The sequence below is a fragment of the Bacillus salipaludis genome (assembly GCF_030938565.1).
Taxonomy (GTDB): domain Bacteria; phylum Bacillota; class Bacilli; order Bacillales; family Cytobacillaceae; genus Neobacillus; species Neobacillus salipaludis_A.
This window is the reverse complement of record NZ_JAVGVR010000001.1, coordinates 4,863,643-4,888,248: the sequence shown is the minus strand read 5'-3', so window position 1 is coordinate 4,888,248 and position 24,606 is coordinate 4,863,643. Positions and strand designations below refer to the sequence as shown.

General features: G+C 38.1%; 27 protein-coding genes. 18 read left to right on the top strand and 9 right to left on the bottom strand.

What is annotated here, in order from left to right:
• Positions 1 to 2: 2 nt before the first annotated feature.
• The 3 genes from RCG21_RS24215 to RCG21_RS24205 are packed head-to-tail and all read right to left on the bottom strand — an operon-like array spanning position 3 to position 2,304.
• The gene (locus tag RCG21_RS24215) at positions 3 to 1,658 is read right to left on the bottom strand and encodes a b(o/a)3-type cytochrome-c oxidase subunit 1 (protein ID WP_308913866.1); all 1,656 of its coding nucleotides are present in this window, start codon (positions 1,656 to 1,658) and stop codon (positions 3 to 5) included.
• Positions 1,658 to 2,134, bottom strand: a complete 477-nt coding sequence (locus tag RCG21_RS24210) for a cytochrome c oxidase subunit II (protein WP_026573218.1) — start codon at positions 2,132 to 2,134, stop codon at positions 1,658 to 1,660. The genes RCG21_RS24215 and RCG21_RS24210 overlap by 1 nt, the downstream gene beginning before the upstream one ends.
• 20 nt (positions 2,135 to 2,154) lie before the next feature.
• Positions 2,155 to 2,304 carry a cytochrome c oxidase subunit 2A gene (locus RCG21_RS24205; RefSeq protein WP_133336001.1) on the bottom strand — a complete coding sequence of 50 codons (150 nt, stop codon included), beginning with the start codon at positions 2,302 to 2,304 and terminating at the stop codon, positions 2,155 to 2,157.
• Positions 2,305 to 2,979: 675 nt separating this feature from the next.
• Between RCG21_RS24205 and RCG21_RS24200 the strand changes: the two genes are divergently transcribed.
• The 5 genes from RCG21_RS24200 (at position 2,980) to RCG21_RS24180 (ending at position 10,701) form a co-directional block, all read left to right on the top strand.
• Positions 2,980 to 4,068, top strand: a complete 1,089-nt coding sequence (locus tag RCG21_RS24200) for a type III polyketide synthase (RefSeq protein ID WP_308913865.1) — start codon at positions 2,980 to 2,982, stop codon at positions 4,066 to 4,068.
• A 1-nt stretch (position 4,069) separates the two neighbouring features.
• Positions 4,070 to 4,651 (top strand): isoprenylcysteine carboxyl methyltransferase family protein, encoded by a 582-nt coding sequence (locus RCG21_RS24195; RefSeq protein ID WP_133336005.1) that lies wholly within the window; start codon positions 4,070 to 4,072, stop codon positions 4,649 to 4,651.
• Positions 4,652 to 5,224: 573 nt separating this feature from the next.
• On the top strand, positions 5,225 to 8,884 hold the full coding sequence (locus tag RCG21_RS24190) for a dynamin family protein (RefSeq protein ID WP_133336007.1): 3,660 nt from the start codon (positions 5,225 to 5,227) through the stop codon (positions 8,882 to 8,884).
• A 23-nt stretch (positions 8,885 to 8,907) separates the two neighbouring features.
• Positions 8,908 to 9,735, top strand: coding sequence for a sulfurtransferase (locus tag RCG21_RS24185; RefSeq protein WP_235824834.1), 828 nt, complete (start codon positions 8,908 to 8,910; stop codon positions 9,733 to 9,735).
• A gap of 72 nt (positions 9,736 to 9,807) precedes the next feature.
• The gene (locus tag RCG21_RS24180) at positions 9,808 to 10,701 is read left to right on the top strand and encodes a 5'-3' exonuclease (protein WP_133336011.1); all 894 of its coding nucleotides are present in this window, start codon (positions 9,808 to 9,810) and stop codon (positions 10,699 to 10,701) included.
• 33 nt (positions 10,702 to 10,734) lie between these two features.
• Here the strand turns inward: RCG21_RS24180 and sspL are convergent, their stop codons facing one another.
• A complete protein-coding gene (gene sspL, locus RCG21_RS24175; protein ID WP_026573211.1) occupies positions 10,735 to 10,875 on the bottom strand; it encodes a small, acid-soluble spore protein L in 141 nt (46 codons plus the stop codon).
• An 83-nt stretch (positions 10,876 to 10,958) separates the two neighbouring features.
• Between sspL and RCG21_RS24170 the strand changes: the two genes are divergently transcribed.
• Together RCG21_RS24170 and RCG21_RS24165 are read left to right on the top strand one after the other, a co-directional pair.
• Positions 10,959 to 11,450, top strand: coding sequence for a divergent PAP2 family protein (locus RCG21_RS24170; RefSeq protein ID WP_133336013.1), 492 nt, complete (start codon positions 10,959 to 10,961; stop codon positions 11,448 to 11,450).
• A gap of 33 nt (positions 11,451 to 11,483) precedes the next feature.
• Positions 11,484 to 11,753: a DUF6123 family protein gene (locus RCG21_RS24165; protein WP_133336015.1), complete on the top strand. Its 270-nt coding sequence runs from the start codon at positions 11,484 to 11,486 to the stop codon at positions 11,751 to 11,753.
• 37 nt (positions 11,754 to 11,790) lie between these two features.
• Here RCG21_RS24165 and RCG21_RS24160 read toward each other — a convergent pair whose 3' ends face one another.
• Together RCG21_RS24160 and RCG21_RS24155 are read right to left on the bottom strand one after the other, a co-directional pair.
• A complete protein-coding gene (locus RCG21_RS24160; protein ID WP_133336017.1) occupies positions 11,791 to 12,711 on the bottom strand; it encodes a DMT family transporter in 921 nt (306 codons plus the stop codon).
• Between the two features lie 5 nt (positions 12,712 to 12,716).
• Entirely contained in the window at positions 12,717 to 13,124 is a 408-nt protein-coding gene (locus RCG21_RS24155) for a reverse transcriptase-like protein (RefSeq protein WP_133336019.1), read from the bottom strand.
• Between the two features lie 199 nt (positions 13,125 to 13,323).
• On the opposite strand from RCG21_RS24155, the gene RCG21_RS24150 reads away from it, so the two are divergent.
• Positions 13,324 to 13,980, top strand: coding sequence for a ribonuclease H family protein (locus tag RCG21_RS24150; protein ID WP_133336021.1), 657 nt, complete (start codon positions 13,324 to 13,326; stop codon positions 13,978 to 13,980).
• Positions 13,981 to 14,000: 20 nt separating this feature from the next.
• Positions 14,001 to 14,186, top strand: a complete 186-nt coding sequence (locus tag RCG21_RS24145) for a zinc-finger domain-containing protein (protein WP_133336023.1) — start codon at positions 14,001 to 14,003, stop codon at positions 14,184 to 14,186.
• A gap of 49 nt (positions 14,187 to 14,235) precedes the next feature.
• Here RCG21_RS24145 and cspD read toward each other — a convergent pair whose 3' ends face one another.
• Positions 14,236 to 14,436 (bottom strand): cold-shock protein CspD, encoded by a 201-nt coding sequence (cspD, locus tag RCG21_RS24140; RefSeq protein ID WP_026563856.1) that lies wholly within the window; start codon positions 14,434 to 14,436, stop codon positions 14,236 to 14,238.
• A gap of 276 nt (positions 14,437 to 14,712) precedes the next feature.
• On the opposite strand from cspD, the gene RCG21_RS24135 reads away from it, so the two are divergent.
• The 3 genes from RCG21_RS24135 to mntR all read left to right on the top strand — a co-directional run bounded on the left by RCG21_RS24135 (position 14,713) and on the right by mntR (position 17,812).
• Positions 14,713 to 15,000, top strand: coding sequence for a hypothetical protein (locus tag RCG21_RS24135; RefSeq protein ID WP_133336025.1), 288 nt, complete (start codon positions 14,713 to 14,715; stop codon positions 14,998 to 15,000).
• 136 nt (positions 15,001 to 15,136) lie between these two features.
• Complete coding sequence (locus tag RCG21_RS24130; protein ID WP_133336027.1) at positions 15,137 to 17,302, top strand: DNA topoisomerase III; 2,166 nt, start codon at positions 15,137 to 15,139, stop codon at positions 17,300 to 17,302.
• 81 nt (positions 17,303 to 17,383) lie between these two features.
• Positions 17,384 to 17,812, top strand: a complete 429-nt coding sequence (gene mntR / locus RCG21_RS24125) for a transcriptional regulator MntR (protein ID WP_133336029.1) — start codon at positions 17,384 to 17,386, stop codon at positions 17,810 to 17,812.
• A 46-nt stretch (positions 17,813 to 17,858) separates the two neighbouring features.
• Here mntR and RCG21_RS24120 read toward each other — a convergent pair whose 3' ends face one another.
• On the bottom strand, positions 17,859 to 18,071 hold the full coding sequence (locus tag RCG21_RS24120) for a DUF3892 domain-containing protein (protein WP_133336031.1): 213 nt from the start codon (positions 18,069 to 18,071) through the stop codon (positions 17,859 to 17,861).
• Between the two features lie 118 nt (positions 18,072 to 18,189).
• On the opposite strand from RCG21_RS24120, the gene RCG21_RS24115 reads away from it, so the two are divergent.
• Positions 18,190 to 18,861: a class I SAM-dependent methyltransferase gene (locus RCG21_RS24115; RefSeq protein ID WP_133336209.1), complete on the top strand. Its 672-nt coding sequence runs from the start codon at positions 18,190 to 18,192 to the stop codon at positions 18,859 to 18,861.
• A gap of 37 nt (positions 18,862 to 18,898) precedes the next feature.
• Here RCG21_RS24115 and metA read toward each other — a convergent pair whose 3' ends face one another.
• The gene (gene metA / locus RCG21_RS24110; RefSeq protein ID WP_133336033.1) at positions 18,899 to 19,807 is read right to left on the bottom strand and encodes a homoserine O-acetyltransferase MetA; all 909 of its coding nucleotides are present in this window, start codon (positions 19,805 to 19,807) and stop codon (positions 18,899 to 18,901) included.
• A 155-nt stretch (positions 19,808 to 19,962) separates the two neighbouring features.
• Between metA and RCG21_RS24105 the strand changes: the two genes are divergently transcribed.
• The 5 genes from RCG21_RS24105 (at position 19,963) to RCG21_RS24085 (ending at position 24,585) form a co-directional block, all read left to right on the top strand.
• A complete protein-coding gene (locus tag RCG21_RS24105) occupies positions 19,963 to 20,484 on the top strand; it encodes a hypothetical protein (RefSeq protein ID WP_133336035.1) in 522 nt (173 codons plus the stop codon).
• 14 nt (positions 20,485 to 20,498) lie between these two features.
• On the top strand, positions 20,499 to 20,975 hold the full coding sequence (locus tag RCG21_RS24100; RefSeq protein ID WP_133336037.1) for a glutathione peroxidase: 477 nt from the start codon (positions 20,499 to 20,501) through the stop codon (positions 20,973 to 20,975).
• A 105-nt stretch (positions 20,976 to 21,080) separates the two neighbouring features.
• The gene (locus RCG21_RS24095; protein ID WP_133336039.1) at positions 21,081 to 21,929 is read left to right on the top strand and encodes a DegV family protein; all 849 of its coding nucleotides are present in this window, start codon (positions 21,081 to 21,083) and stop codon (positions 21,927 to 21,929) included.
• A gap of 152 nt (positions 21,930 to 22,081) precedes the next feature.
• Positions 22,082 to 22,699: an HD domain-containing protein gene (locus RCG21_RS24090; RefSeq protein WP_208025378.1), complete on the top strand. Its 618-nt coding sequence runs from the start codon at positions 22,082 to 22,084 to the stop codon at positions 22,697 to 22,699.
• Complete coding sequence (locus RCG21_RS24085; protein ID WP_133336041.1) at positions 22,696 to 24,585, top strand: ABC-F family ATP-binding cassette domain-containing protein; 1,890 nt, start codon at positions 22,696 to 22,698, stop codon at positions 24,583 to 24,585. The genes RCG21_RS24090 and RCG21_RS24085 overlap by 4 nt, the downstream gene beginning before the upstream one ends.
• Positions 24,586 to 24,606 lie beyond the last annotated feature (21 nt).

Here is a 24,606-nt window from a genome sequence, read left to right as displayed (position 1 = left end):
GCTTACCAGGTTTTATATCCTTTCGATCCCGGTGGTGCGTTCTGTATGATATCGATAAATGGAATTGTATAAGCGAAAAGAATGAGAACGGCAAGCATTCCAAGCCACAATTTCCAGTTTTCAAATACCATTGGTGCTTTTTCTTCAAGATTTTCTGCTTCACCAACAGGGAATTCTTCTTCCCCTTTTGGTGCAAAAAAGGCAAGATTAATGAAAATGATTAATACTAAGATAATCCCTAAGAAAAGAATCGTTCCACCAACAGCTTGTGCGATTTGATATGGGATCCATTCAGCTGCCTGCTTGGCACCATTGTAGGTTGAAAACGCTGAACGTCTTGGACCGCCAAGAAGACCTTGTATATGCATAGCACCTGACATAAAGACCATTCCAATAAACCAAACCCAGCCTTGGATAATCGCTAATTTGTTCATGGCCTTGGTTAATTTGCGGCCGGTTAAGTGAGGAACTAGCCAGTAAGAAATTCCAAAGAATGTTAGCACTACTGATGTGGCCGCAGTTAAATGGAAGTGTCCTGTAACCCAGATGGTATTATGAACAACTTGGTCCAATTGGTTTGATGCGTTAATAATCCCACCCGCACCGGCTGGAATAAATGAAGCCATTCCGATAAAAGGTACGGTGAAACGTGCGTCATTCCAAGGAAGAACCCGAAACCAGCCGAAAAGGCCTGTAGCTCCCTTAGAACGTCCATATCTTTCAAAAGTTGCAAATAAAGAAAAGGCGGTCATTAATGAAGGAATAACAACCATAAAGGTTAAAACAACTTGAATAAACTTCCACGCTGGATCAATTCCCGGCTCTGTTAATTGGTGGTGAAAGCCAACAGGAATGGAGAAGAGCAGGAATAAAATAAACGATAACCGTGCTAAAGAATCTGAGAAAATTTTGCCGCCAATAATTTTAGGAATAATTGCATACCAACACATATAAGCAGGAAGCAGCCAGAAATAAACAAGCGGGTGGCCAAAATACCAGAATAATGTACGGCTTACGAGAACATCTACCGTATCAACTAATCCTAAAGACCAAGGTAGTAATTGGAACAATACTGTAGCAGCAACACCCAGTGTAGCGACAATCCACATAACTGTATTAATGACTGCCATAAAGCTTAACAGCGGGCTTGGTTTACCAGGATTGTTTTTCCGCCATTTTGCATAGGTCATAATTTGCGCTGCACCATCAATCCAACTTCCGACCACAACGAAGGTCATCCCAAGATAGAAGATCCAATGTGCTTGCAGTGGTGCGTAAAATGTATAAAGTACGGATGCTTTATTTAATAGGACCATTGTTGCAGCCATCGCAGTACCAATGGTCATTACCCAAAAACCAATCCACCCGGTACGTCTTGCTGCAGGTGAGTGTGTACCAGCTGTACGACTGACAGCTGCATATTGAAAGCCCATGATAAAGAAGGTTGTTAATACAAGTCCCATCATAACACCATGAACAGTTAAAAGTTGGTAGTATCCAATCCCTGCAGGCAACTCGAATTTTCCTGAACGGACAAGGGTCTGCAGAAGCCCCATTAGTCCGCCAAGAGCAAGTGCTATAAAAGCCACATAAAAATGGGCCATTGAAAGCTTCGCATCCCTAGGGTCTACTTTTATATTTGCTGAAACGCTAGCCATTATTTTACCACCTCAATCTTAGAACTCATTAAATGGTGTCCGGCACCACAATATTCATTACAAACAATCAAATATTCGCCTTCTTTGTCAAATGTTGTTGTGTATTCGCTGACATATCCAGGTTCAAGCATCATATTAATATTGGTTCCGGCAACTTCAAAGCCATGGACAACGTCTTTGGTAGTAGCAATTACTCTTACTTTTGCCCCAAGCGGTACTTTTACTTCTGTCGGGTTATAAGAAAAAGTGGATGCAACATAAACAAGTTCGTAGTCCCACTCTTTCCCTTCAACCTTATGAAGTCCTGGTTTATCAAATGGTTTTGTTTGATCTACTTTATCCGGGTTAATGGTAGTTAAGCAGCTAGGCGGCTTGTTTCCGAGATAGAATGCACTAACACCGATCGTGGATAAGAAGACAATCAATGTTGCAACTCCGAAAATAAGCCAAATTTTTTCAAATTTATGCATATGCATGAATTTTCCCCCTTATATCTTTAAAATCTTTCTACAAATAGATAATAGACACTTACCCATGTGAGCACGATAAAGAGTCCTAAAAAGAAAACGGACGCTAATGTTCCTTTTAGTGAGGAACTGTCCTCTATTTCTGTTTTTTGATTTGTTTTCACTTCCGCCTTTGCCATCCCTTACACTCCCTTCGGATAATTGGAAAATAATAAGTTCACTTTCATAATACAAAACAATTTAGAAAGAAAAAGATAAAATTTGTAAATTCACAAATTGTTCATTCCTTAGTTAAGTAACATGTTAATGTTAAAAAGTTGATGTAACAGTGAGGAAAGTCACAACAGAGGGGGAGTAAATGTGAAAAAACTGTGAATTCTCACACATCCCCTGTGATGCAGATAATTGATTAACATGTGAGATAGATGTATGTAAGTGTGGAAAAGAAATATTGTCACACTCTAAGATTTTGAAAATAACATGAAAATATAGTGCTTATAATCTCAAAAAGTGAGTGTGTTCCTTAGTGGAAAAATATTATTGTGAATTATGCCGTCTTTTGTATAACAAGCAGGAATACTGTAAAATATGCGGATCGCTGGCAACCAATAAAATTAAGATTGATGTTCAAAAACAGCCTGATAAACCATAAATAAATTACCCAATTGGAAAAGATTATATAATGAACAAATGCCTCGTTTCGCGTTATAATTTAAGTGCACAACAACAACCTTCAAAACGATTGGCTTCCCAGCATAAGGGGAGCTTTTTTTTGTAAAAAATTCATCTCGTACATAATAGAATAATTCTTCGGCAGTTGGTAAAAATAACCTCATGAATTGGAGGAGATGAAGATGCCGACGATTATTTCAATTGCGGAAGCACTTCCACCTAATGAAATAAAACAGGATCAAGCAGAAGAATTTGCCCGGAAACTTTTTTCTGACTCGTTTAGAGATATTGAACGATTATTAAAAGCATTTTCTAATGGACAAATTGAGAAAAGGAATTTTGTTAAAGACATCAATTGGTTTGAGGAAGAGCATACCTTTGAAGAAAAAAATCATGCGTATATTGAAAACGCAGTTAAATTTGGTTCGCAAGCGATTAAGGAATGTTTATCAAGCCAATTGTTTTTGAAAAAACCGATTCCCTATCAAGAAATTGATGCTATTTTTTTTATTTCCACCACTGGCCTTGCAACACCTAGTGTTGAAGCAAGAATAATGAACCAGCTTCCATTTTCACAGCATACGAAGAGAATACCCATTTGGGGACTCGGCTGTGCAGGGGGGGCTGCCGGTATTTCTAGAGCTTATGAATACTGTTTAGCATTTCCAAAAGCAAAGGCTCTTGTCCTGGCTGTAGAACTTTGCAGTTTAACCTTTCAGAAAAACGACCTTTCAAAAAGTAATCTGATCGGAACAACTCTTTTTGCAGACGGGATTGCTTGTGCACTCATTTGCGGGGATGATGTCAATATAGAAGGCCTTCGTTCACGTAAAACCTCGCCTGCTATCATCGCAACTCAATCAACACTGATGCCAGATTCCTTGGATGTAATGGGATGGGATGTAAGAAACCAAGGATTATTTGTCGTCTTTTCTCGTGATATTCCCAAAATCATTGAAAGCTGGTTAAAGCCGAATGTGAATGATTTTCTCGAACAATACGGTATGAAACTAAGTCAATTTAATTATTTTATTGCCCACCCAGGCGGAAAAAAAGTATTAGATGCGTACGTTTCTGCTTTGGGCATTTTACCGTCCATGACCGAAATTTCCTTCGAGATTTTGAAGAATTACGGAAACATGTCATCGGCAACAATTTTGTACGTCCTAAAAAGGTTTATGGAGCTGGAAACTAACAAAGGAGAGAATGGCCTGTGTACGGCACTGGGTCCAGGCTTTAGTTCAGAGTTATTATTATTGAGGTGGCAATGAAATGGTGGATTTTTATCCCTTCCTTATCTTTTGGTGTCTCCTTATTGCTCAGCGTGTCGTTGAATTACTGATTGCCAAAAAAAATGAGAAATGGATGCTTGGACATGGAGCAATAGAGTATGGGCAGGAGCATTACCGCTTAATGGTTTGGATGCACTTACTTTTTTTTCTCATTTTTTTCAGTGAAAAAATCCTCCTTAATCGAGAAATGTCATTTGCTTGGCACTGGTTACTTTTTGTTTTCATTCTTGCTCAGTTGGTGAGAGTATGGGCGTTATTTTCATTAGGGAAGTATTGGAATACAAAAATTATTGTTCTGCCAAATGCGAATGTGATTAGAAAAGGGCCTTATCGGTTGATCAAGCACCCAAATTATCTGGTTGTATCATTAGAATTGCTTGTCATTCCGCTGATATTTAATGCCTATTTTACAGCAGCCATATTCACGATTTTAAATATCGGTATGCTTTCGATTCGAATTCCAATCGAGGAACAAGCGCTAAGGAACCATACCCCGTATGAAGGAGCATTCGAAAGTTGTAATCGTTTTCTTCCTAAATTGTTAAATAAATGTGACAAATAAAAAAGTGTTATTGAAAATCATTATCACCTGTGCTAAAATCTAATCAACGATGAAAATCATTCTCAACAAGTACGGAGAAGGAAGGTGTTATGATGACTTTTGCTTTTGTGGGCGGTACAATTATTATTTATGCATTTGTCATGAAGCACGTTTTAAAAAATGTAACACATTAATTAACACCTTATATAGTCAAGGAAATCTATTTGGCTCAAATTGTCGAGAAAGATTATTTTTCTCGGCAATTTTCATTTTGTCTAAAGCTAAAATACCGATTTTTGCTTAAAGATTTTCCATGCTAATGGGCCTGCTGATTTCCGCGGGCGTGCTGGGGAGCGGTAATCAACAGACAAAATGAACAGCCTGTATATTAACTTATTTATAATAAATTAACGAGGTGAATCGGTAATAGAAAATGATGAAATAAAAGTCAATCGAAATTTTCGATACCCTAGAGCCAAGGAAATCTCCTTGGCTTTTTACTTTTTTCTAAGATAATCGATTGTCAAGATAGGAAAAGTGTGAATAATCGTATAGAATAAAACTATTACTATGTAGTTAAGGGGATTAGGATTCATGGTTCAAACAACCAAACAACAGGAAACTGCTCAATCATTAAGAAATAAATTAATTGGGATTTATGATTATTTACTAAACGAAAAAGACGCTGAAAATGCCGGGAAGCTAAAGGAATTAGCTAAGAAAATGGAGCTTCAGGAATTTGTTGTTGCATTTTGCGGCCATTTTTCAGCAGGCAAGTCGACGATGATTAATAAGGTAATCGGAGAGAATTTACTGCCATCAAGTCCAATTCCAACCAGTGCCAATCTTGTAAAAGTGAAAACAGGTGAGGAATACGCAAAGGTTTTTTTCAAAAATGACAAACCACGGATTTACTTAGCACCATATGATTACGATTTGGTGAAAAATTATTGCAAAGACGGGGATCAAATCGAGGAAATCGAAATCAGCCACAGCGAATCAAGTTTGCCCGCAAATACGGTGATTATGGATACACCCGGAATTGACTCTGCCGATGATGCCCATCGAATCGCAACGGAATCCGCATTGCATTTAGCTGACTTGATTTTTTATGTAATGGACTACAATCATGTTCAAGCTGAACTAAATTTCTTATTCACAAAAGAGCTGGCCGAGGCGGGGAAAGAAGTATATCTAGTTATCAATCAAATTGATAAACATAAGGATGATGAACTTAGCTTTGCTGACTTCCAGAAAAGTGTTATTGATTCTTTTGCAACCTGGGGAGTACGTCCGAAACGGATTTTTTATACATCATTAAAAAACCAAAGTCACCGCTTCAATGAATTTGCCGAACTAAAACAATTTATTGCGGAGAAATTAGCTGCGAAAGATGAAGCATTGCTTCCATCTATTTTTCATTCTTTAAGAAAAATTGCCCAAGACCATTTGAATCAAGCAAAAAAAGGGGAGGAAGAAAAACTTTCATCCATTTTAGAAAAATTCAATGAGTTATCGGAAGCTGAAAGAGAGGAACTGCTTGAGCTTCATCAACTGTTGCAATCGAAAATGGGCAGTGCGGCAGGCAGTCAAGAACAATCTGAAAAGAAATTTGATGAAGATTTAACTGAAATTATTAAGAATGCATATCTAATGCCATTTCAAACAAGATCTTTGGCAGAGGCCTATTTGGAATCGAGCCAATCTGAATTTAAAGTTGGCTTCTTGTTTTCAAAACAAAAAACACAAGAGGAACGAGAGTCGAGACTTGAGCGTTTTTACCAGGACATGCTGGAAAAATCAAAAGAACAGCTTGAGTGGCACCTCCGTGAATTTTTATTGAAATTTCTTAAAGAACACGAAATTGATCAACCCGATTTAACCGCTTCTGCTCAGGCTCTTAAGATTGATTTTCCTGCCGATTTGTTAAAATCTTCAGTTAAGCCTGGTGCGCGTTTATCAGGAGAATATGTCTTAAATTATACAGAAGAGGTAGCCTCTAAAATTAAAAAATTAGCGAGAGAACGTGTAGAAGAATTAAAAGCTGAATTTTTACATGCTCTATTGGAAAGAAACGACAAAGTAAAACATCAGTATCAACAGGAATACAATAGGATTGAGCCGTATGTCCAGGCAATTGAAGAAATTGAGAAATATCAACAGGAACTAAAATTAAAAGCCGATAAAGTCGATGAAATCATTACCCTTTCGAATCAGGCGAGATCAGACACATACCATTTATTTGATCATGAGAATGAAGAATATGAAGTGGTTCAAAGTGGTGTGACGAAAATTAAGCCGGCAGAAAGTGAAAGTAAAGTTATAGAAAACAAGCAATTAAATACTGTAACTGTAGCCCAAAAAGAATCTCTACAAGAAACAAACCAACTAAAGAAAATGGTGGAGAGACTTCGGAAAAATTCCAGCCTTATACATGATCTGCCAGGTTTTAAAAAGCTTGCAAGGGAATTGGAAGAGAAGGCGTCGCGCTTAGAGAACAAGGGATTCACGGTTGCCTTATTTGGTGCCTTCAGTGCGGGGAAATCCTCTTTTGCCAATGCTTTAATGGGGGAAAAGGTTCTGCCTGTTTCACCGAACCCAACCACTGCGGCCATTAATAAAATAAAGCCGGTGTCTGAATCAAATCCGCATGGAATGGTTCTTGTAAAATTTAAAGAAACTGAAGCAATGCTTGAAGATGTAAATCGTTCCTTGAAGGTATTTGATTTACAGATTGGAAATTTAGCAGAAGCATGTGGGGAAATTGACAAAGTTCTTTTACAAAATCAGCAAGACGGAGTTATGGAGAAAACTCATTTTGCATTTTTACAAGCCTTTAAGAAAGGGTATGATTCATTCAATAATCTCCTAGGCACAGTCTTGGAAACGGATTTAAGCGAATTTACTGACTTTGTCGCAAAAGAGGAGAAATCCTGTTATGTTGAATGGATTGAATTGTTTTATGATTGTGAGCTAACCAGAAAGGGAATTACCCTTGTGGATACTCCTGGAGCCGATTCCATCAATGCACGGCATACCGGGGTTGCCTTTGATTATATTAAAAACTCAGATGCGATTCTTTTTGTAACGTATTATAATCACGCTTTTTCAAAGGCAGACCGTGAATTTTTAATTCAATTAGGCCGGGTAAAGGATTCGTTCCAGCTCGATAAAATGTTCTTTATCATTAATGCTATTGACTTGGCCGAGAATGAGGAAGAGAAAAATACAGTAGTCGAATATGTACAAGATCAACTTGGAAAATATGGAATCAGAAATCCGCATCTTCATCCGTTATCTAGTCTATTAGCGATTAAGGAAAAACAAGAACCTTCTGCTAATCCTGCATCCAATATGGTTAATTTTGAAAGGTCATTCTATCAATTTATTTCCAATGACCTTACACAAATGGCAATTGCTTCAGCCGAAAACGAACTTAGCCGTGTTCATGAATTGGTTCACAAGCTGATTCAAAGCGCAAAAGAGGATCAATCGGTAAAAGAAGAGAAGCGTTCAGCAATTGAAAATCAAAAGACGAGAATCAAAGAATTACTTAACAGGCAATCCGTTGAGGGGTTGCAAAATCGTATGCGCCAAGAAGCAGAGGAATTAATCTATTATATAAAGCAGCGGGTATTTCTTCGTTTTAGTGATTTCTTTAAAGAAGCCTTTAATCCTTCCACATTACGGGATGATGGGCGTAATTTGAAAAAAGCATTGCAGGGAGCCCTCGATGAATTCCTTGTAAGCTTAGGGTTTGATTTTGCTCAGGAAATGAGAGCAACCACGGTTCGTTTAGACCGTTTTGCTGAAAAGATTATGGCTGATTTCGAGATCAGTTTTGTGAGAAGCTTGATTGATTTAAATGAAGACCTATCATTCTCTAGGTTTGAATTAGAGCAGGGAGTTGAATTAGAATTTCAAAATGCCTTTAAAGACATGAATAAACAAAGCTTTGTTAAGGCATTGTCTTATTTTAAAAATCCAAGATCCTTCTTTGAAAAAAACGACAAAAAATTAATGTTGGATGAGTTAATGAATGTATTAACTACACCAGCAGACGAATATTTAAACGATGAATTAACCCGCATTAATGATCATTATGCAAATGTATTAATGGCCGAATTTAACAAGCTGTTAAGCCATATAGAAGAGCAATCAAATGAATTTTATTTGAGCCTTCTTTCCGCATTAGAAGGCGGAGTCTCGCTTGAAGTGCTAATGGATGTACAGCAAAAGCTTGTTGAAAAATAATGAATTTAAGGGGAGAGATTATTTTGAACTTTGGTAAGGAAAAGGAATGGCTGTTGAAAAACTTAAACAATTCAGATGTTCGCATTATTGATTGTCGGTTTTCTTTAGCGGAACCTGATAAAGGCAGTCTGGATTATCAGATTAATCATCTCCCCGGGGCTGTTTATTTTCATCTTGAAAAAGATTTATCAAGTCCTGTTACTCATCATGGCGGGCGGCATCCAATACCGGAAATCTCCGAATTCGTCGATAAACTGGAAAAGGCGGGAATCAATCAAAACACGATTGTTGTCGCTTACGATGACGGAGAAGGTGCATTTGCTGCACGCTTTTGGTGGATGCTGCAATACCTTGGACATGAAAATGTATATGTTCTTGAAGGCGGGTTTAAAGGATGGCTCGAGGCCAACTACCCTCTCACAGCTGAAGTCCCTTCATTTGCCAAAGCTAACTTTATCTCATCCATTAAGTCTGAATGGCTGGCTTCAATGGAAGAGGTAAAAACTGTAGTTCAAAATCGGCCTGACAATATCATTTTAATTGATTCGCGAGAAGAGAAAAGATATTTAGGAATTGAAGAACCAATTGACAAGAAAGCTGGACATATTCCGGGTGCAGTTAACAAACCATGGTTTGAGGGGCTAAAAAGTGGCTTTTATAAGTCAGAGGTTGAACAAAAACAGCGATTTTTAGATATTGATCCTAATAATGAGATAATCGTTTACTGTGGTTCAGGTGTAACGGCAGTTCCTAATTTTATCGCTTTAAAGAAAGCCGGTTTTCCACGTGTTAAGCTGTACTTAGGAAGTTTTAGCGATTGGATCTCCTATGAAGAGAACGAAATTGATTAAAATTTAGGGACGAACTATGTTATAATGGATTTTGTGTTGTTTTATGACCCTAAATTTTAAGGAGGTTCCAGTTTGGAAAATCAAAAGCCTTCACTTATGCTCGTAGATGGTATGGCTCTGTTATTTCGTGCTTTTTATGCCACGGCAGTAACCGGTCAGTTCATGATAAATTCAAAAGGAATTCCAACAAACGGAATTCATGGTTTCATCAAGCATTTATTTACAGCCGTTTCTTCCTTTAAACCAAGCCATGTAGCGGTTTGTTGGGATATGGGAAGTAAAACATTCCGCACAGAACTATTTTCGTCTTATAAGGGCAATCGTGGGGAAGCACCGGTGGAATTAATTCCTCAGTTTGATTTAGTAAAGGAAGTAGTTGAATCATTTGATATCCCTAACATTGGAATGGTAGGATTTGAGGCAGATGATTGTATTGGTACCATTGCTAGACAATTAAGTGGGCATGCTAAAGTTTCCATTTTAACGGGGGACCAAGATATCCTTCAGTTATTAGATGATAATATTTCAGTTATTTTGTTGAAAAAAGGCTATGGCAACTACCTTGTTCATACACCTGAAACTTTCTTCGAGGAGAAAGGTATAACACCTCGTCAAATGATTGATTTAAAAGCGTTAATGGGGGATCCTAGTGATAATTATCCGGGAGTAAAAGGGATCGGCGAAAAAACGGCCCTCAAGCTTTTAAAAGAGTACAACCATGTTGAAGGAATTATTTCAAACCTTGATGGACTTTCAAAATCAATTAAGGCCAAAATTGAGCAGGATTTAGAGATGCTCCATTTATCAAGACGTTTAGCAGAAATTAAATGTGATGTACCGGTCAACATTGCACTTGAAGAAGCCGGTTTAAAGATTGTAAAAGAAAAAGCATTGAATAAATTAACAGAACTTGAGCTTCGCGGTGTGCAGCGTTTGCTGCCGATTGACGAGGCAATTGTTTCTTAAGAAGGAAGAGGCTGAGTAAATCAGCCTCTTTTTTTATATTTTCGTGTTAGACTTTTTTGCTGCGTTTTCTAACTTGCTCTTTGGTTCCTCAGCAAATTCAGCATCCTGCCCATAACCCTGCGGTGTTACTCCTGGGGCCTTTGTTCCACGGTCGGAATTTTTATTTTTACTCAAAACGATCACCTCCTGTTTTGTTAGTATTTCCATCAAGAATAATAAAACACATCTTTCTTAACAATAATGGAAGAGGTGATGAAATGAATAAAGGTGTTTATTTAGCTCTATTTAGCATTGGGTTAGCCCAAGGATTAAAAATTCCTATCCATTATGTTAAAAAGAAGGAATGGCGTCCTGAACTATTCTTTCAAACAGGTGGGATGCCGAGCTCCCATTCAGCAGGGGTTTCTACTTTAACTACGTACATTGCATTAAAAAGAGGACTGCCCACCTTTGATTTTGCCCTTTCACTAGTATATGGGTTAATCGTTATGTATGATGCACAGGGCATTCGCCGTCAAACGGGGGAGCTCACCTTGAAGGTTAATTCCATGAATGATTTAATAGAGAAAATCCATAAAGAAGAGAGCCTTGAATTTAAACAAAATACTCCGAAAAGACTGAAAGAAATGTTAGGACATCAACCCGAAGAAGTAGTCGGAGGGGCGCTTTTAGGTGTACTCATTGGGATTGTGGGCCATTTATGTACAAAAAATCATAGAAAACCAAAGAAATTTACGTTAAGATTTTAGAGGGAATTTTTTTAAATAGAGAGGGGAAAGTCAGTGCAGTCGTTGGAGGATTATTTGGATTATCTGCAGGGAAAGGGCTTCCAATTACACGAAGATGCGATTGGATTTATTTATTTCGGAAAACGTTATACAAATGCTTCCGATGAAATAATCAATACAGCAGTAGAAATAACGTTAAAAGCGCAAAAGAGCTTTGATGGAAGTTTTTATATTTCTTTACTTGAAACGCTCATGGTTAACAAGGTAAAAAACAGAAAAGATGCAATTCAGTTTGTAAAGGAAAAAGAACTTCTTGCTATTTAGTGACAAAAAACTCCCTTTTATCAGGGAGTTTTTTGTTTTATCCTTCAATGGTTTTACTTTTTCTTAGAAAAGAAAATTTATCCGTAGGAAATTCAGCAATAATCATTCCCGCAAAAATAAGGATACAACCGAATAATGCGCTGATGGACAAACGGTCATGTGCCCAAAAATAACCTGCTACTGCAGCAAAAACGGGCTCCATGGCAAAAATTAGAGCAACTCTTGTTGCAGTTGTATATTTTTGAAAATTTGTTTGAATCAGAAATGCTGCAGCTGTTGCAAACACACTAGTAATAATGATGGCAATTAGTACATCATTGGATAATAAAATACCAGGCTCTAAAGATCTTTCCCAATCTTCAAAAATGAACGAAGAAATGATGGAAAGGACGGCAACCGTTGTAATTTGAATGACTGTTAATAAAAGGCTTGGATACTTACTGCTAAATTTGCCGGTCATGATGATATGCATTGCAAAACTTATGGCACAGACCAAAACAAAACCATCGCCAATATTAAGGCCTGTTACATCCGTCATTGTCAGGAAAAATAAACCAATAGTTGCGGTACACACACCAAAAATGGCATTACGGCTTGGATATTGTTTTGCTAAAAAAATCGACAGTAATGGCACCAAAACAACACTTAAGCCTGTAATAAAACCTGCTTTCGAAGAGGTTGTATATAAAAGGCCGATTGTTTGAGTTGCATATCCAAGAAATAACCAGAATCCGATAAAAACACCCGATAATAACATTTTACCATTAAGCAGTTTCAGTTGTTTTTTGTCAAAAAGGATAAGACAGATAAAAAGTAACAAAGCTGCAATTAAAAACCGAACTCCATTAAAGGAAAAAGGTTCTAGCAAATCAATTGCATTTTGGACTAAAACAAAGGTAGTTCCCCATACTAATGTAACAAGCAGCAAACTTATATCAGCAATAATCGGTTTTTTCATAATGATTATTGTTCCCCCACGTTATTTTTTCGGATTGCAAGCCTTGCTAGCTCATCTGCAACTTTATTTTCAATGCTTGGAATCCATTTCATAAAAAATAAATCGAATTTCTTCGATAGCTGCAGTGCTTTTTCTAACAACGGAACATAAAGTTTGTTTTTCGCAAACTCTTTTTCAACAGCTTTATTGACTAATTCCGAATCGGTTCGAAACGATACGACTGTATTGGTATAGCCTTTTTCTAAACAAATTTCTAATGCTTTTATAAAGGCATGGTATTCAGCTTCATGGTTGGACATGACCCCAAGCGGAATCGAATATTTATCTACAGTTCCCTGTCCTTTTATAAAAATGCCGGCTCCGCTTGGTCCAGGATTACCGGCACTCGCCCCATCAATATAAACTTCAATCAAGATAATTTCCTCCATTTGTAAGCTAATGAAAGTTTATCATAATTCATGACCATATTGGAGAAAAAGTTTTTTCTATCACAACTATTAATAACTGGGTATGATAAGAACATATCAACATAAGGTAAAATGAAGGATTAATATTTAAGAACGTATAAGTTGTTGCTTTAAAACCGAAATAGTATAAGAAAGGCTGGAAAAAATGAAATATCGAATTGAGTGGAAATATCAACCTAAGGGAAATGAAAAGGTACATTTTACCTCTGACTGGCTTTCCTCCGAATTAGCCATTCAAACTGGCGAAGAACTTGATAAGTCTGGAAAAGTATCAGAATTAACATATTATGATGAGATGGGGACATCATGGACTTTAAAGGAAATAAAAAAACTGACCGTTGAAATCGAAGAAGACCCCCATGAAGTGACGGTTTATTTTGATGGGGGATTTCACAAAGAAACAAATCGCGCCGGTCTTGGAGCCGTTATTTTCTTTCGGCAGGGCAAAAAGAAATATCGAATCCGGGCTAATGAACATATAGATCAAATGGATACCAATAACGAGGCAGAGTACGCTGCATTCTATTATACCCTAAATATTTTAGAGGACTTGGGCGTGCATCATTTACCTTGCGAATTTAAAGGGGACTCTCAGGTTGTTTTAAAGCAGCTAGAAGGAGAATGGCCATGCTATGAAGAAAATTTAAATCGCTGGCTGGACCGAATTGAGGAAAAAATCAAAGCTTTGGGAATCCAGCCGAGGTACACAGCTATTTCCCGTAATGAAAATAAGGAAGCAGATAAATTAGCTACACAGGCGTTGGACGGAAAAGAGATCTTCGCTAAAACACAAATTCTTTAAGGATGGGGGAGTAGAGTCAAGTGAAGGGTTCAGCACGAAAAGAAGTATTAACGCATGTAGAAACTCTGATGGCTCAATACTGTGAAGGGTGTTTTTTGCATCGCCAATTAATTAAAGACGGCGGGCGCAGGAGAGCGCATCAATTTTGTATTTCACAATGTACCATCGGGGAACAAATTAAGGAGTTTGGGAAAAAGCTTTCCTAAATGGCAAAATAAAAAGGCTGGCAAATGGCCAGCCTTAGATTATTTGAGATTATAGTTTTACCACGTTAGCAGCTTGTGGTCCACGGTTTCCTTCAACGATTTCAAAAGAAACTTCTTGACCTTCTTCTAAAGATTTGAAGCCTTCACCAGTGATAGCGCTGAAGTGTACGAATACGTCGTCTCCGCCTTCAACTTCGATAAAACCAAAACCTTTTTCATTGTTGAACCATTTTACTTTACCGTTTTGCATGTACTTCTTCCTCCTAAGCCTATCAAGACACATTCTTTAGTGCCTAAGTTAAATAATTATCATGCAGCTAATAGGGCAAAATTTTGCCAAGCAATTATATAACATGATGCTTTAAATATACAATAACAGAATTGGACAGTCAAGGAATGAAAGCGGTTTTTTATCCAAATTACAAGGGACTGAAGCTGGGAGGGACAACATCAGCGCGTTTAAACATAAAATTCAAGATTCAACATATGTATAATTATAAAAAAGTCTATGAAACAGGGTGAGGGGATGTTCCGATTTTCCATTGATGGAGAGGATTGGATATTAAGATTCTCTCCGCATTTACAAATCGAAACAGATGAAAAACAGGAAATTATGATGTCTTTGCTCCATATCGGGAACCATTTATCCAATTTTTCGCATGGTGAAGCATTTATTATGTTCTCCAAGAAAATTGGAGCGATTGTTTTTGAAGTTGAGAGAGTTCCGTCATTCATTCTGACGGTCTCCAATATTGTCGATGAAGACCATTGGTATATTCAGGATACCACTATTCAATTGAAGAGAAAATTGTAACTTTGGTAAATCCTTTCCAGAAACTAAGGTAACTGGAAGGGATTTTATTTTTTGAGTGATTTTTTACTCTTTACGTTGCGGGGGCAAAGTGGGAAAATGAATGTCGGATAGTTTGTAAAAAAAGGGAGCAATCTGCATGAAATTAATTATTGCCGAAAAACCGGACCAGGGCTCAACGCTTGCTTCAATTTTTAAGCATAAAAAACAAAATGGCTTTATTGAAATATTTCCTAATGAAATTTTTAAAAATGGTGCCTACGTGACTTGGGCTATCGGTCATATATGCCAATTAGTTTCACCCGAAAAGTATCAACCGGGCTGGAAAAAATGGTCGCTGGAATCCCTGCCAATGATTCCTGAACACTTTGAATATGAAGTGACAAGAGATAAAGCAAAGCAATTTGCAGTCATTAAAAAGTTAATCTCTGATCAGGCAGTTAATGAAATTATCCATGCCGGGGATGCTGGAAGGGAAGGGGAATTAATCATCCGGAATATACTTCGGTTAACTAGATGTAAAAAACCGATGAAAAGACTGTGGATCTCTTCCTTGACTGCAAACGCAATAAGAGAGGGTTTTACCAAGCTTTTAGATGAAAATGATACCAGAAGCCTGTATTTTGAAGCCTATACCAGGGCATGCGCCGATTGGGTAGTAGGGATGAACGCATCCCGACTTTATAGTCTTCTCCTGCAGAAACAAGGCTTTTCAGATGTATTTTCGGTTGGAAGAGTCCAGACACCAACCTTAGCCCTAATAGTGAAAAGAGAACTGGAAATTGAGAATTTTAAACCCGAACCGTTTTGGGAAGTAATCGCTCATTTTTTAATTAACGGAAAACGTTATAGCGGTAAATGGCAGAATGATGGAGAAACACGAGTAAAAACAAAGGACTTAGCCGAAAAAGTAGCTGCATTTTGTAAGGGAAAACCAGCTGAAGTTGCTGAGGTGGTTTCTGAAAGAAAAGAATTTTACCCACCGCTTCTTTATAATTTATCAGCCCTGCAAGCGGAGGCAAATAAACGTTATAAATTCTCACCGAAAAAAACACTGGATGTCCTTCAAAAGCTTTATCAAAAAGGAAATCTTTCCTATCCACGTTCCGATTCGCGCTATGTTACGAAAGAAGAGGCAAATATCTTCCCGGAAATATTGGGGAAATTAAGTCATATAAAAACATATCAATCATTCTTCCCTCTGCCTAATCCTTCTCTAATTGATAACAAACGGTATGTGAATGAAAAAAAGGTAACCGATCACTATGCCATCATACCGACTGAACAAATTCCCAATATTGAGAGACTGGATGCGGATGAACGAAAAATTTACGATCTGGTAGTAACAAGCTTAATTGCTGCTCATTATAACAAAGCAATTGCTGAATATACAACGGTAACGACATTAGTGGACGGGCGTGCTTCTTTTCAATCAAAAGGGAAAGTGCAAATCGAAGAGGGGTGGAAAAAGGTTTTACAGCCTCCAAAGGAACATGAGGATGAACCGTCACTTCCATTTTTAGAAAAAGGCGAGCAGGGCAAAACGGAAAAGATAAATGTAAAAGAAAGTCAAACACAGCCTCCAAAGCGCTATACTGAGGGCCAATTAATTACATTAATGAAGACGGCAGGTAAGCATATTGAGGATAAAGAGCTCGAAAAAGTTTTGACAAGAACGGAAGGACTTGGAACAGAGGCAACAAGAGCAGGAATTATCACTATGTTAAAGGACCGTCTTTATATTCAAGTGACCAAAAACTTGGTTTACGCAACGGCGAAGGCAAAAATCTTAATTGAGGCGATTGGACAGCAAATTCTGGCCTCACCGGAAATGACGGCAAAATGGGAGCAGAAATTAAAAGAAATCTCTGAAGGATCCGCATCACCCAAGCATTTTATGGAGCAAACCAATAAAATGGTTGTACATCTTATCAATACAAGTGTTGACCAATCAACAAATTGGAGCTTTTCGGATGAGATGAGGGACAATTTTTCACCGGGAAAGAAAAAAACAAAAACGGTGACTAAACTAGGATCATGTAAAAAATGTGATGGGTCTGTGATCGATAAAGGGAGCTTTTATGGCTGCAGTAATTTTCGTAAAAATCAATGTGATTTTACTATTTCAAAAAAAATTCTTGGGAAAAATATCACACAAAAAAATATTAAATTACTGCTTTCTGAGGGAAAAACGGACCTGATTGAAGGGTTTACAAAAAATGAAAAAACCTTTAATGCTCGGCTTTATTTAGATGACCAGGATAAAAAAGTGAAATTTTTATTTGATAAAGTTCCGCAAAGATAATCCCATAAAGTGACAAAGAACCTTGTCACTCAAATCTATCTATAGTACACTTTTAATGATGATTTATTTGGAGGGAACGGGATGCCAACACCAAGTATGGAAGATTATATTGAACAAATTTATAAACTGATTGAAGAAAAAACATATGCTCGAGTCTCTGATATTGCGGAAGCGTTATCAGTACATCCCTCCTCAGTAACAAAAATGGTTCAAAAGCTAGATAAAGATGGATATTTGGTTTATGAAAAGTATAGAGGTCTGACTTTAACTATAAAAGGACGGAAAATAGGAAAACGGTTAGTTTTTCGTCATGCACTTCTTGAGCAGATGTTAAAAATTATCGGTGTTAAGGACGAAAATATTTATAATGATGTGGAAGGAATTGAACATCATTTAAGCTGGGATTCGATTGACCGGATTGGCGATCTTGTTCAGTTTTTTGAGGAAGACATTTCAAGAATCGATGCATTAAGAGACATTCAAAAGCAGAATGAAAACGAATTGGAATAGCCGTAATTGCAAAAGGGAAGCACCTGGTTCGAAAGCCAGGTGCTTTTTAAAATAAATTTGGATACTGGTCAAAGGATTGTTGTAGCCCAGAGGTTAAGGTTAAATTGCCTTCAGAATCCTCTTCTGTTTGTATTCCAGCTATTAAGCCATTTTCAGCCTCCATTAACGCTTTCCGGTAAGAAATGACCCTCCCTTCCGAAGTAACGAAGCTAATAATTTCGCCAAAATGATTCCGGTGAAGCCCGACAATCGTCTCCATTCTTATTCCTCCTTTTTCCATTATTCTTTCTAAATGGTAGGGATAATAATCAAGAAGGGAATTTTTAATTTGAAACGAATTATAAATATAAATTCATTTTTGGAGGTTTAATGTGGAAATGCAATGGGTTGATGAAGCTGAAAAACAATGGGATAATCGGGCAGATAGCTGGCATTCCAGCAGCAGAGGGATGTGGGAAACGGGAAGCAGGAAGGACATCATCCCTTTTTTGAAAAAATATCTGCCTGATGAGTCTGCGATTTGTGACTTAGGCTGTGGGGATGGCTATGCTTCCGTTAAGCTTGCTAGAATGGGTCATCACGTAACAGGAATCGATTTATCAGAGCAAATGCTTGAAAAGGCATCAGTGCTGGCAGTGGGAAGTTCCGTTCAATTTATCAAGGCAGATATTTCAGAGGTTCCTCTGGAGCCAAATTCTCTCGATGCCGTTATGGCCATTAATTCTTTAGAATGGACAGAAAGTCCCTTAAAGGTTCTCTTCGAAATAAAACGGATCGTAAAAAAAGACGGCTTGGCTTGTATAGCCATTTTAGGACCGACCGCTATGCCGCGAATCAATAGCTTTCGAAGACTTTATGGAGAAAAGGTCATTTGTAATACGATGATGCCATGGGAATTCGAAAAGCTTGCAGAGGAAAATGGCTTTAAAAAAATAGCCGAAATGGGAGTGTACAAGCGTGAGGCAGAAAAACTGCCTGTTGAAAATCTACCACTCGAATTGCGGCAGTCCTTGTCCTTTATGTGGGTATTTATGTTCAAGATAAAATAAAACGAAAGCATCGGTTCACTCCGAACCGATGCTTTGTTTAATCCCATAAAAATGGTGTTTCTTGATAGACGTAATAATTCAGCCAGTTTGAAAAGAATAAATGTCCATGTGAGCGCCAGCGGTTTACCGGTGGGTTGCTTGGGTCATTATTTGGAAAATAATTTTCTGGGATATGGATATCCAGCCCTTTGTTAACATCTCTCGTATATTCTTCTGCCAATGATTCAGATTCATATTCTAAGTGACCTGTGATCATTACATGCTTTCTGTCGCGGGAGGATATTAATAATGGCCCCGCTTTTTCTGATGCGGCCAACAGCTTTAATTCAGGATGTTCTTTTATCTCTTCGATGGATACATCTGTATACCGAGAATGCGGTGCGTAGAAAACATCATCAAATCCGCGCAATAAGATATCATTCGCATCAAAAACCTGGTGTGAATAGATACCAGAACATTTACGCGGCAGCTCAAATTTACCAATATTAAAGTGGTAGTAAAGCGCAGCTTGGGCTCCCCAGCAAATATGTAACGTCGACGTCACATTGGTTTTTGACCAGTCCATTATCTCTGTTAACTCCTGCCAATACTTTACTTGTTCGAACTCTAAAAGTTCGACTGGAGCACCGGTAATAATCATCCCATCAAACTTCTGCGGCTTAACTTCGGGAAAAGTGGTATAGAATTGTTCAAGATGCTGTCTACTTGTATGGGTAGATTCATAGGAACGTGTTTTTAAAAATTTCACATTCACCTGAAGCGGTGAATTTCCTAATAATCTTAATAGCTGTGTTTCTGCCCTTTCCTTTATGGGCATTAAATTTAAAATTAAAATATTTAACGGACGAATGTCCTGGCTGATCGCACGTTCATCATCCATGATAAAAATATTTTCTTGTTCGAGTACTTCCCGTGCGGGTAAAAGCCTTGGAATATTAATAGGCAAGTGACCATCTCCTTCTTCTGTTAAACAAAATCATGTCTTAATTAAATATAAATTTTTAATATTTGGTCAATAACATTATAAACATTATCTCTCTTACAGAAAAGAAAATAATTTTAGATACAATAACAGTAATAAATTAAAAGAGGGTGAAATCTATGTTTGATCCAACTGCTTTCGATAACATGAAAGTTGTCATTGAGGGTGCTATATATGACTTAGACCTGGGCGGCGAAATCGTGATTACCGATCGCAACGATATCATTAATATGGCAAAAATGTCACGGAATTTTGATGTTTCTTTTAAAATGGCTGAATCTTCTGGGAAGAGTCCTTCGGTTAAAATTGAACTAGAATCTAGTATGGTAAATTTAGCAGCAGAACTAATTCCAGTAGTCGGGTCAGAAAAAATGGCGGGCTGTTCCCTGAAACTTGAATTCTGTTACGAGAGTCCCAATGTAGATCATAATGAAATTGAGAAACTATTTTCAGATATATGGGGACCTTCGAGAAAAATTACGCAATGGGTACAAATGAATCCAATTCACAAGGAAATAGAAGGGCTGCATACCGTTACGGTTGAATTTGATCGGATGGTACGGGAAGAACAATTAGATGATTTAGTTGAGATGATTGAATATATCATTTCATCGTTAAAGAGGCTTGAAATGCTAATTTAAAAGGGGGAAATAAAATGGCAATTTATGAATTTAATGCTAAAACTATTGATGGTGCTGACGTTTCACTTGAACAATTTAAAGGGAAAGTATTATTGGTTGTCAATACGGCAAGTAGGTGTGGATTTACCCCGCAATTTAATGAGCTTCAGCAAATCTATGAAAAGTATAAGGACAAGGGATTTGCCGTATTAGGTTTTCCCTGCAATCAATTTATGAACCAGGAACCTGCCAATGAAGAGGAAATCAAATCATTTTGTGAATTAAATTATGGTGTTACTTTTCCGATGTTTGCAAAAGTGGATGTAAATGGCAGTCAGGCACATCCGTTATTCAATTATTTAGCTTCACAAGCTCCCGGGGTCATGGGGTCTAAAGCAATAAAATGGAACTTTACCAAATTTTTAGTGGATCAAACTGGGAATGTCCATAAACGTTATGCTCCTAGTACAAAACCGATTGAGATTGTTAAAGATATTGAGGGTCTGTTATAGGTTATTTTGAAAATTTTAAATATTTACAATACTAATATGAGAGGTTACCATTAAAGTAATGATATTCCTAAAGCTATAGAGTATTGGGATAAGGAGTGATCATTTTTGTTCAAAACGGCTTGGGTAACCGACAGCACAGCATTTTTAGATGATGAACTAAAAAAACATCCGGATTTATATACGGTTCCGCTTTCGATTGTTCTTGATGGCGAGGAATATTTAGATGGCATAGATTTAACGGCGGGACAGCTTTTTGAAAAATTAAAAACATTAAAGACACCGCCAAAAACTTCGCAGCCCTCTGTGGGAGCCTTTAAAACGATGTATGAGCGATTAGAGAAAGAGTATGATCAGGTCATTACGGTACTCATCTCCGGAAAATTAAGCGGCACAGTTTCTTCAAGCGTTCAAGCGAGTAATCTAGTGGCAATTCCTGTCACGACGATTGATTCAAAAATTCTAACCTATCCACTAGCTGCCTTGATTAAAAAGGGGATGGGATGGCTCTCGGAAGGAAAAACCTTAGACTATGTCGTGAACAGGCTGGAAACGATTAGGGAAACAAATGAAGCCTATGTCTTGGTCGGCAGCCTAGAGCAGCTCCACCGCGGCGGCAGGATGACAGGACTGCAATTTTTCCTTGGCAGTATGTTGAATGTGAAACCTATTATTTCAATTGAGGACGGTGCTTTAACCGTTAGGGAAAAGGTCCGAAGCGAGAAAAAAGCAAAAGACAGGATTGTCGACTATTTGCGGCACTCCTATGAAAAATATCAGATGAAGGAAGTTTATATTTTGTATGGATTGCATGAGGATCAGGCAGAAGAATGGAAGAAGGAGTTAAGCAGACAATTCCCGGAACTTACGATTCTCCTCTGCCCACTGGGAGCAGTAATCGGCGTTCACGCGGGCGAGAACACCCTAGGAATTAGCTGGTTTAACGGAATGGAATAGTTGGTTGAATCCGCAGACTCCCTGCGGATTTTATTTTTTGAATTAGGAAGGTTTCATCCAAAGTTTTTCAACAATCCTTCTTTTTCATGATAGAATAGCAAGGATGAGGGTAGGTGTTTTATTTGAAAAAACAAATCATTGAACAAGCAGAAATGTTTGTCCAAAGTGAATTAGGTGAAGATGCGACAGGTCATGATTGGTTCCATGTCGACCGTGTCCGCCGTAATGCATTATATATAAACGAACAAGAAAAATCAGGAGATCCGTTCATTATTGAAATGGCAGCGCTCCTTCATGATATACCGGATGAAAAACTAAATGAAACCACAGAAACAGGCGAAGCAAAGCTGGATGAATTTTTAAAAACAATTGAATTATCAAAAGACGAAATACAGCAAATTAAAAAAATCATCGCTTCCATTTCTTTCAAGGGTGGAAGAAAGGTAAAGCTTGATTCAATCGAGGCAAAAATTGTCCAAGATGCGGACCGACTAGATGCAATCGGCGCCATCGGGATTGCCCGTGTCTTTGCCTATGGGGGAAAAAAGGGTCAGCAGATTTATGACCCATCCTACCAGATAAGAGAAGAAATGACGATAGAGGAATACCGAAAAGGGAAATCAACCAGCATTCATCATTTCTATGAAAAACTACTAAAATTAAAAGACTTGTTAAATACAGAAACGGCAAAAAAAATGGCTGAAGGCCGTCATCAAATGATGGAGATATTTTTAGAACAATTTTATCAAGAATGGAATGGTCAATCATGAAAATGCTCACAGTGGAAAACGTCACGAAGACCTATGGGGAGAAACAACTTTTTAACGATATCTCTTTTACAATCGGTGAAAAAGAGCGTGTCGGCCTAATCGGGGTAAATGGAACGGGAAAATCGTCCTTATTAAAAATCGTCGCAGGCTTGGATCAGCCGGACGAGGGGAAGAGTATTGCCGGTAAGGATTATACTATTGCCTTTTTGGCTCAGCAGCCCGATTTTGATGCAGACCGGACGGTACTTGAGCAGGTCTATCATGGAGAAGCTCCGATCTTAAAATTAATGCGTGATTATGAAAAAACGCTTCAAAGGCTCAACTCCTCTCCTAATGACTCCAAAATTCAGGACGAGCTATTTCACTTACAAAAACAAATGGATGCTCTGAATGCTTGGGATGCGAGTACGAATGCGAAATCCATTTTAACGAAATTAGGGATTGAGGATTTTGGAAAGAAGATAGGTGAGCTTTCCGGGGGACAGAAAAAACGTGTAGCAATGGCGCAGGTTTTAATCGCTGAGCCTGATTTACTTATTTTAGACGAACCGACCAACCATCTTGATTTTGATACTGTCAAATGGCTCGAGGATTATTTGAGCAGATATAGCGGTTCAATTTTACTCGTCACCCATGATCGTTATTTTTTAGACCGTGTTGCAAATCGAATGTTTGAATTAGATGGCGGAAATCTCTACAGCTATAAAGGAAATTATGCGGCCTTTTTGGAATCCAAAGCTATCCGAGAAGAAAATGAGGCAGCAACATTTGAAAAAAGAAAAAATCTTTTCAGACGGGAACTTGAATGGATCAGAAGAGGTGCAAAGGCGAGAACAACAAAGCAAAAGGCGCGGATTCAGCGCTTTGAGGAGCTGGACGATAAGCTTGCAGGCGGGAAACCCTCTGGGGAGAAGCTTGATATTTCTTTAAATGGGAGCCGGCTGGGGAAGCAGGTATTTGAATTAAAGGATGCTTCTAAACGATACGGGGCGAAAACAATCCTTAACCATTTTGACCTATTGGTGAAGCCTGGAGACAGATTCGGGATTATTGGACGAAACGGAACAGGAAAGTCAACTTTGCTCAATATACTTGCTAAGCGAATTCCACTTGATGAAGGGGAATTCCTGATGGGGCAAACGGTAAAAATCGCTTACTACACACAGGAAAGCGAAGACATGGATGAAAACATGCGGATGATTGAATACATTAAGGAAACGGCGCAAATTGTCGAGACTTCCGATGGAAAAACAATTTCGGCAGCGCAAATGCTTGAGCGTTTTCTATTTCCGCCGTTTAGTCACGGGACACCCATTCGAAAGCTTTCCGGGGGCGAGAAACGCCGTCTATATCTATTAAAAATATTAATGACAGCACCTAATGTTCTACTTTTGGACGAGCCGACAAATGATCTTGATACACAAACATTAACCGTTCTTGAAGATTATTTAGAGGAGTTTCCTGGGGTCGTTATCACTGTATCACATGACCGTTATTTCTTAGATAAGGTCGTCGACCAGCTGCTAGTTTTACAAGGGGATGGTGCAATTGATTCATTTTTTGGCAATTACACAGAATATCTTGAAAAAGAATCGATAGTTGAAGTGCAAAAAACGACTGGCGCCACCGCCCAATCAGCAAAATCTCCGGAAAAGGAAAAAAAGAAAAAAATGACTTACATGGAGAAAAAAGAGTGGGAAGAGATTGATGACGTGATTGCTAAAACAGAGGAGAAACTGGAAGAGACTTCAGCGGAACTTGCAAAGGTTGGCAGTGATTTTACAAAAGCACAGGATTTGATGAAACAAGAAGCAGAATTAAATGAGAAGCTTGAGCAGTTAATTGAACGTTGGACCTACCTCGCGGAGCTAGCAGAAGGACAATAATAGCTTTTGTACAATAAAAAA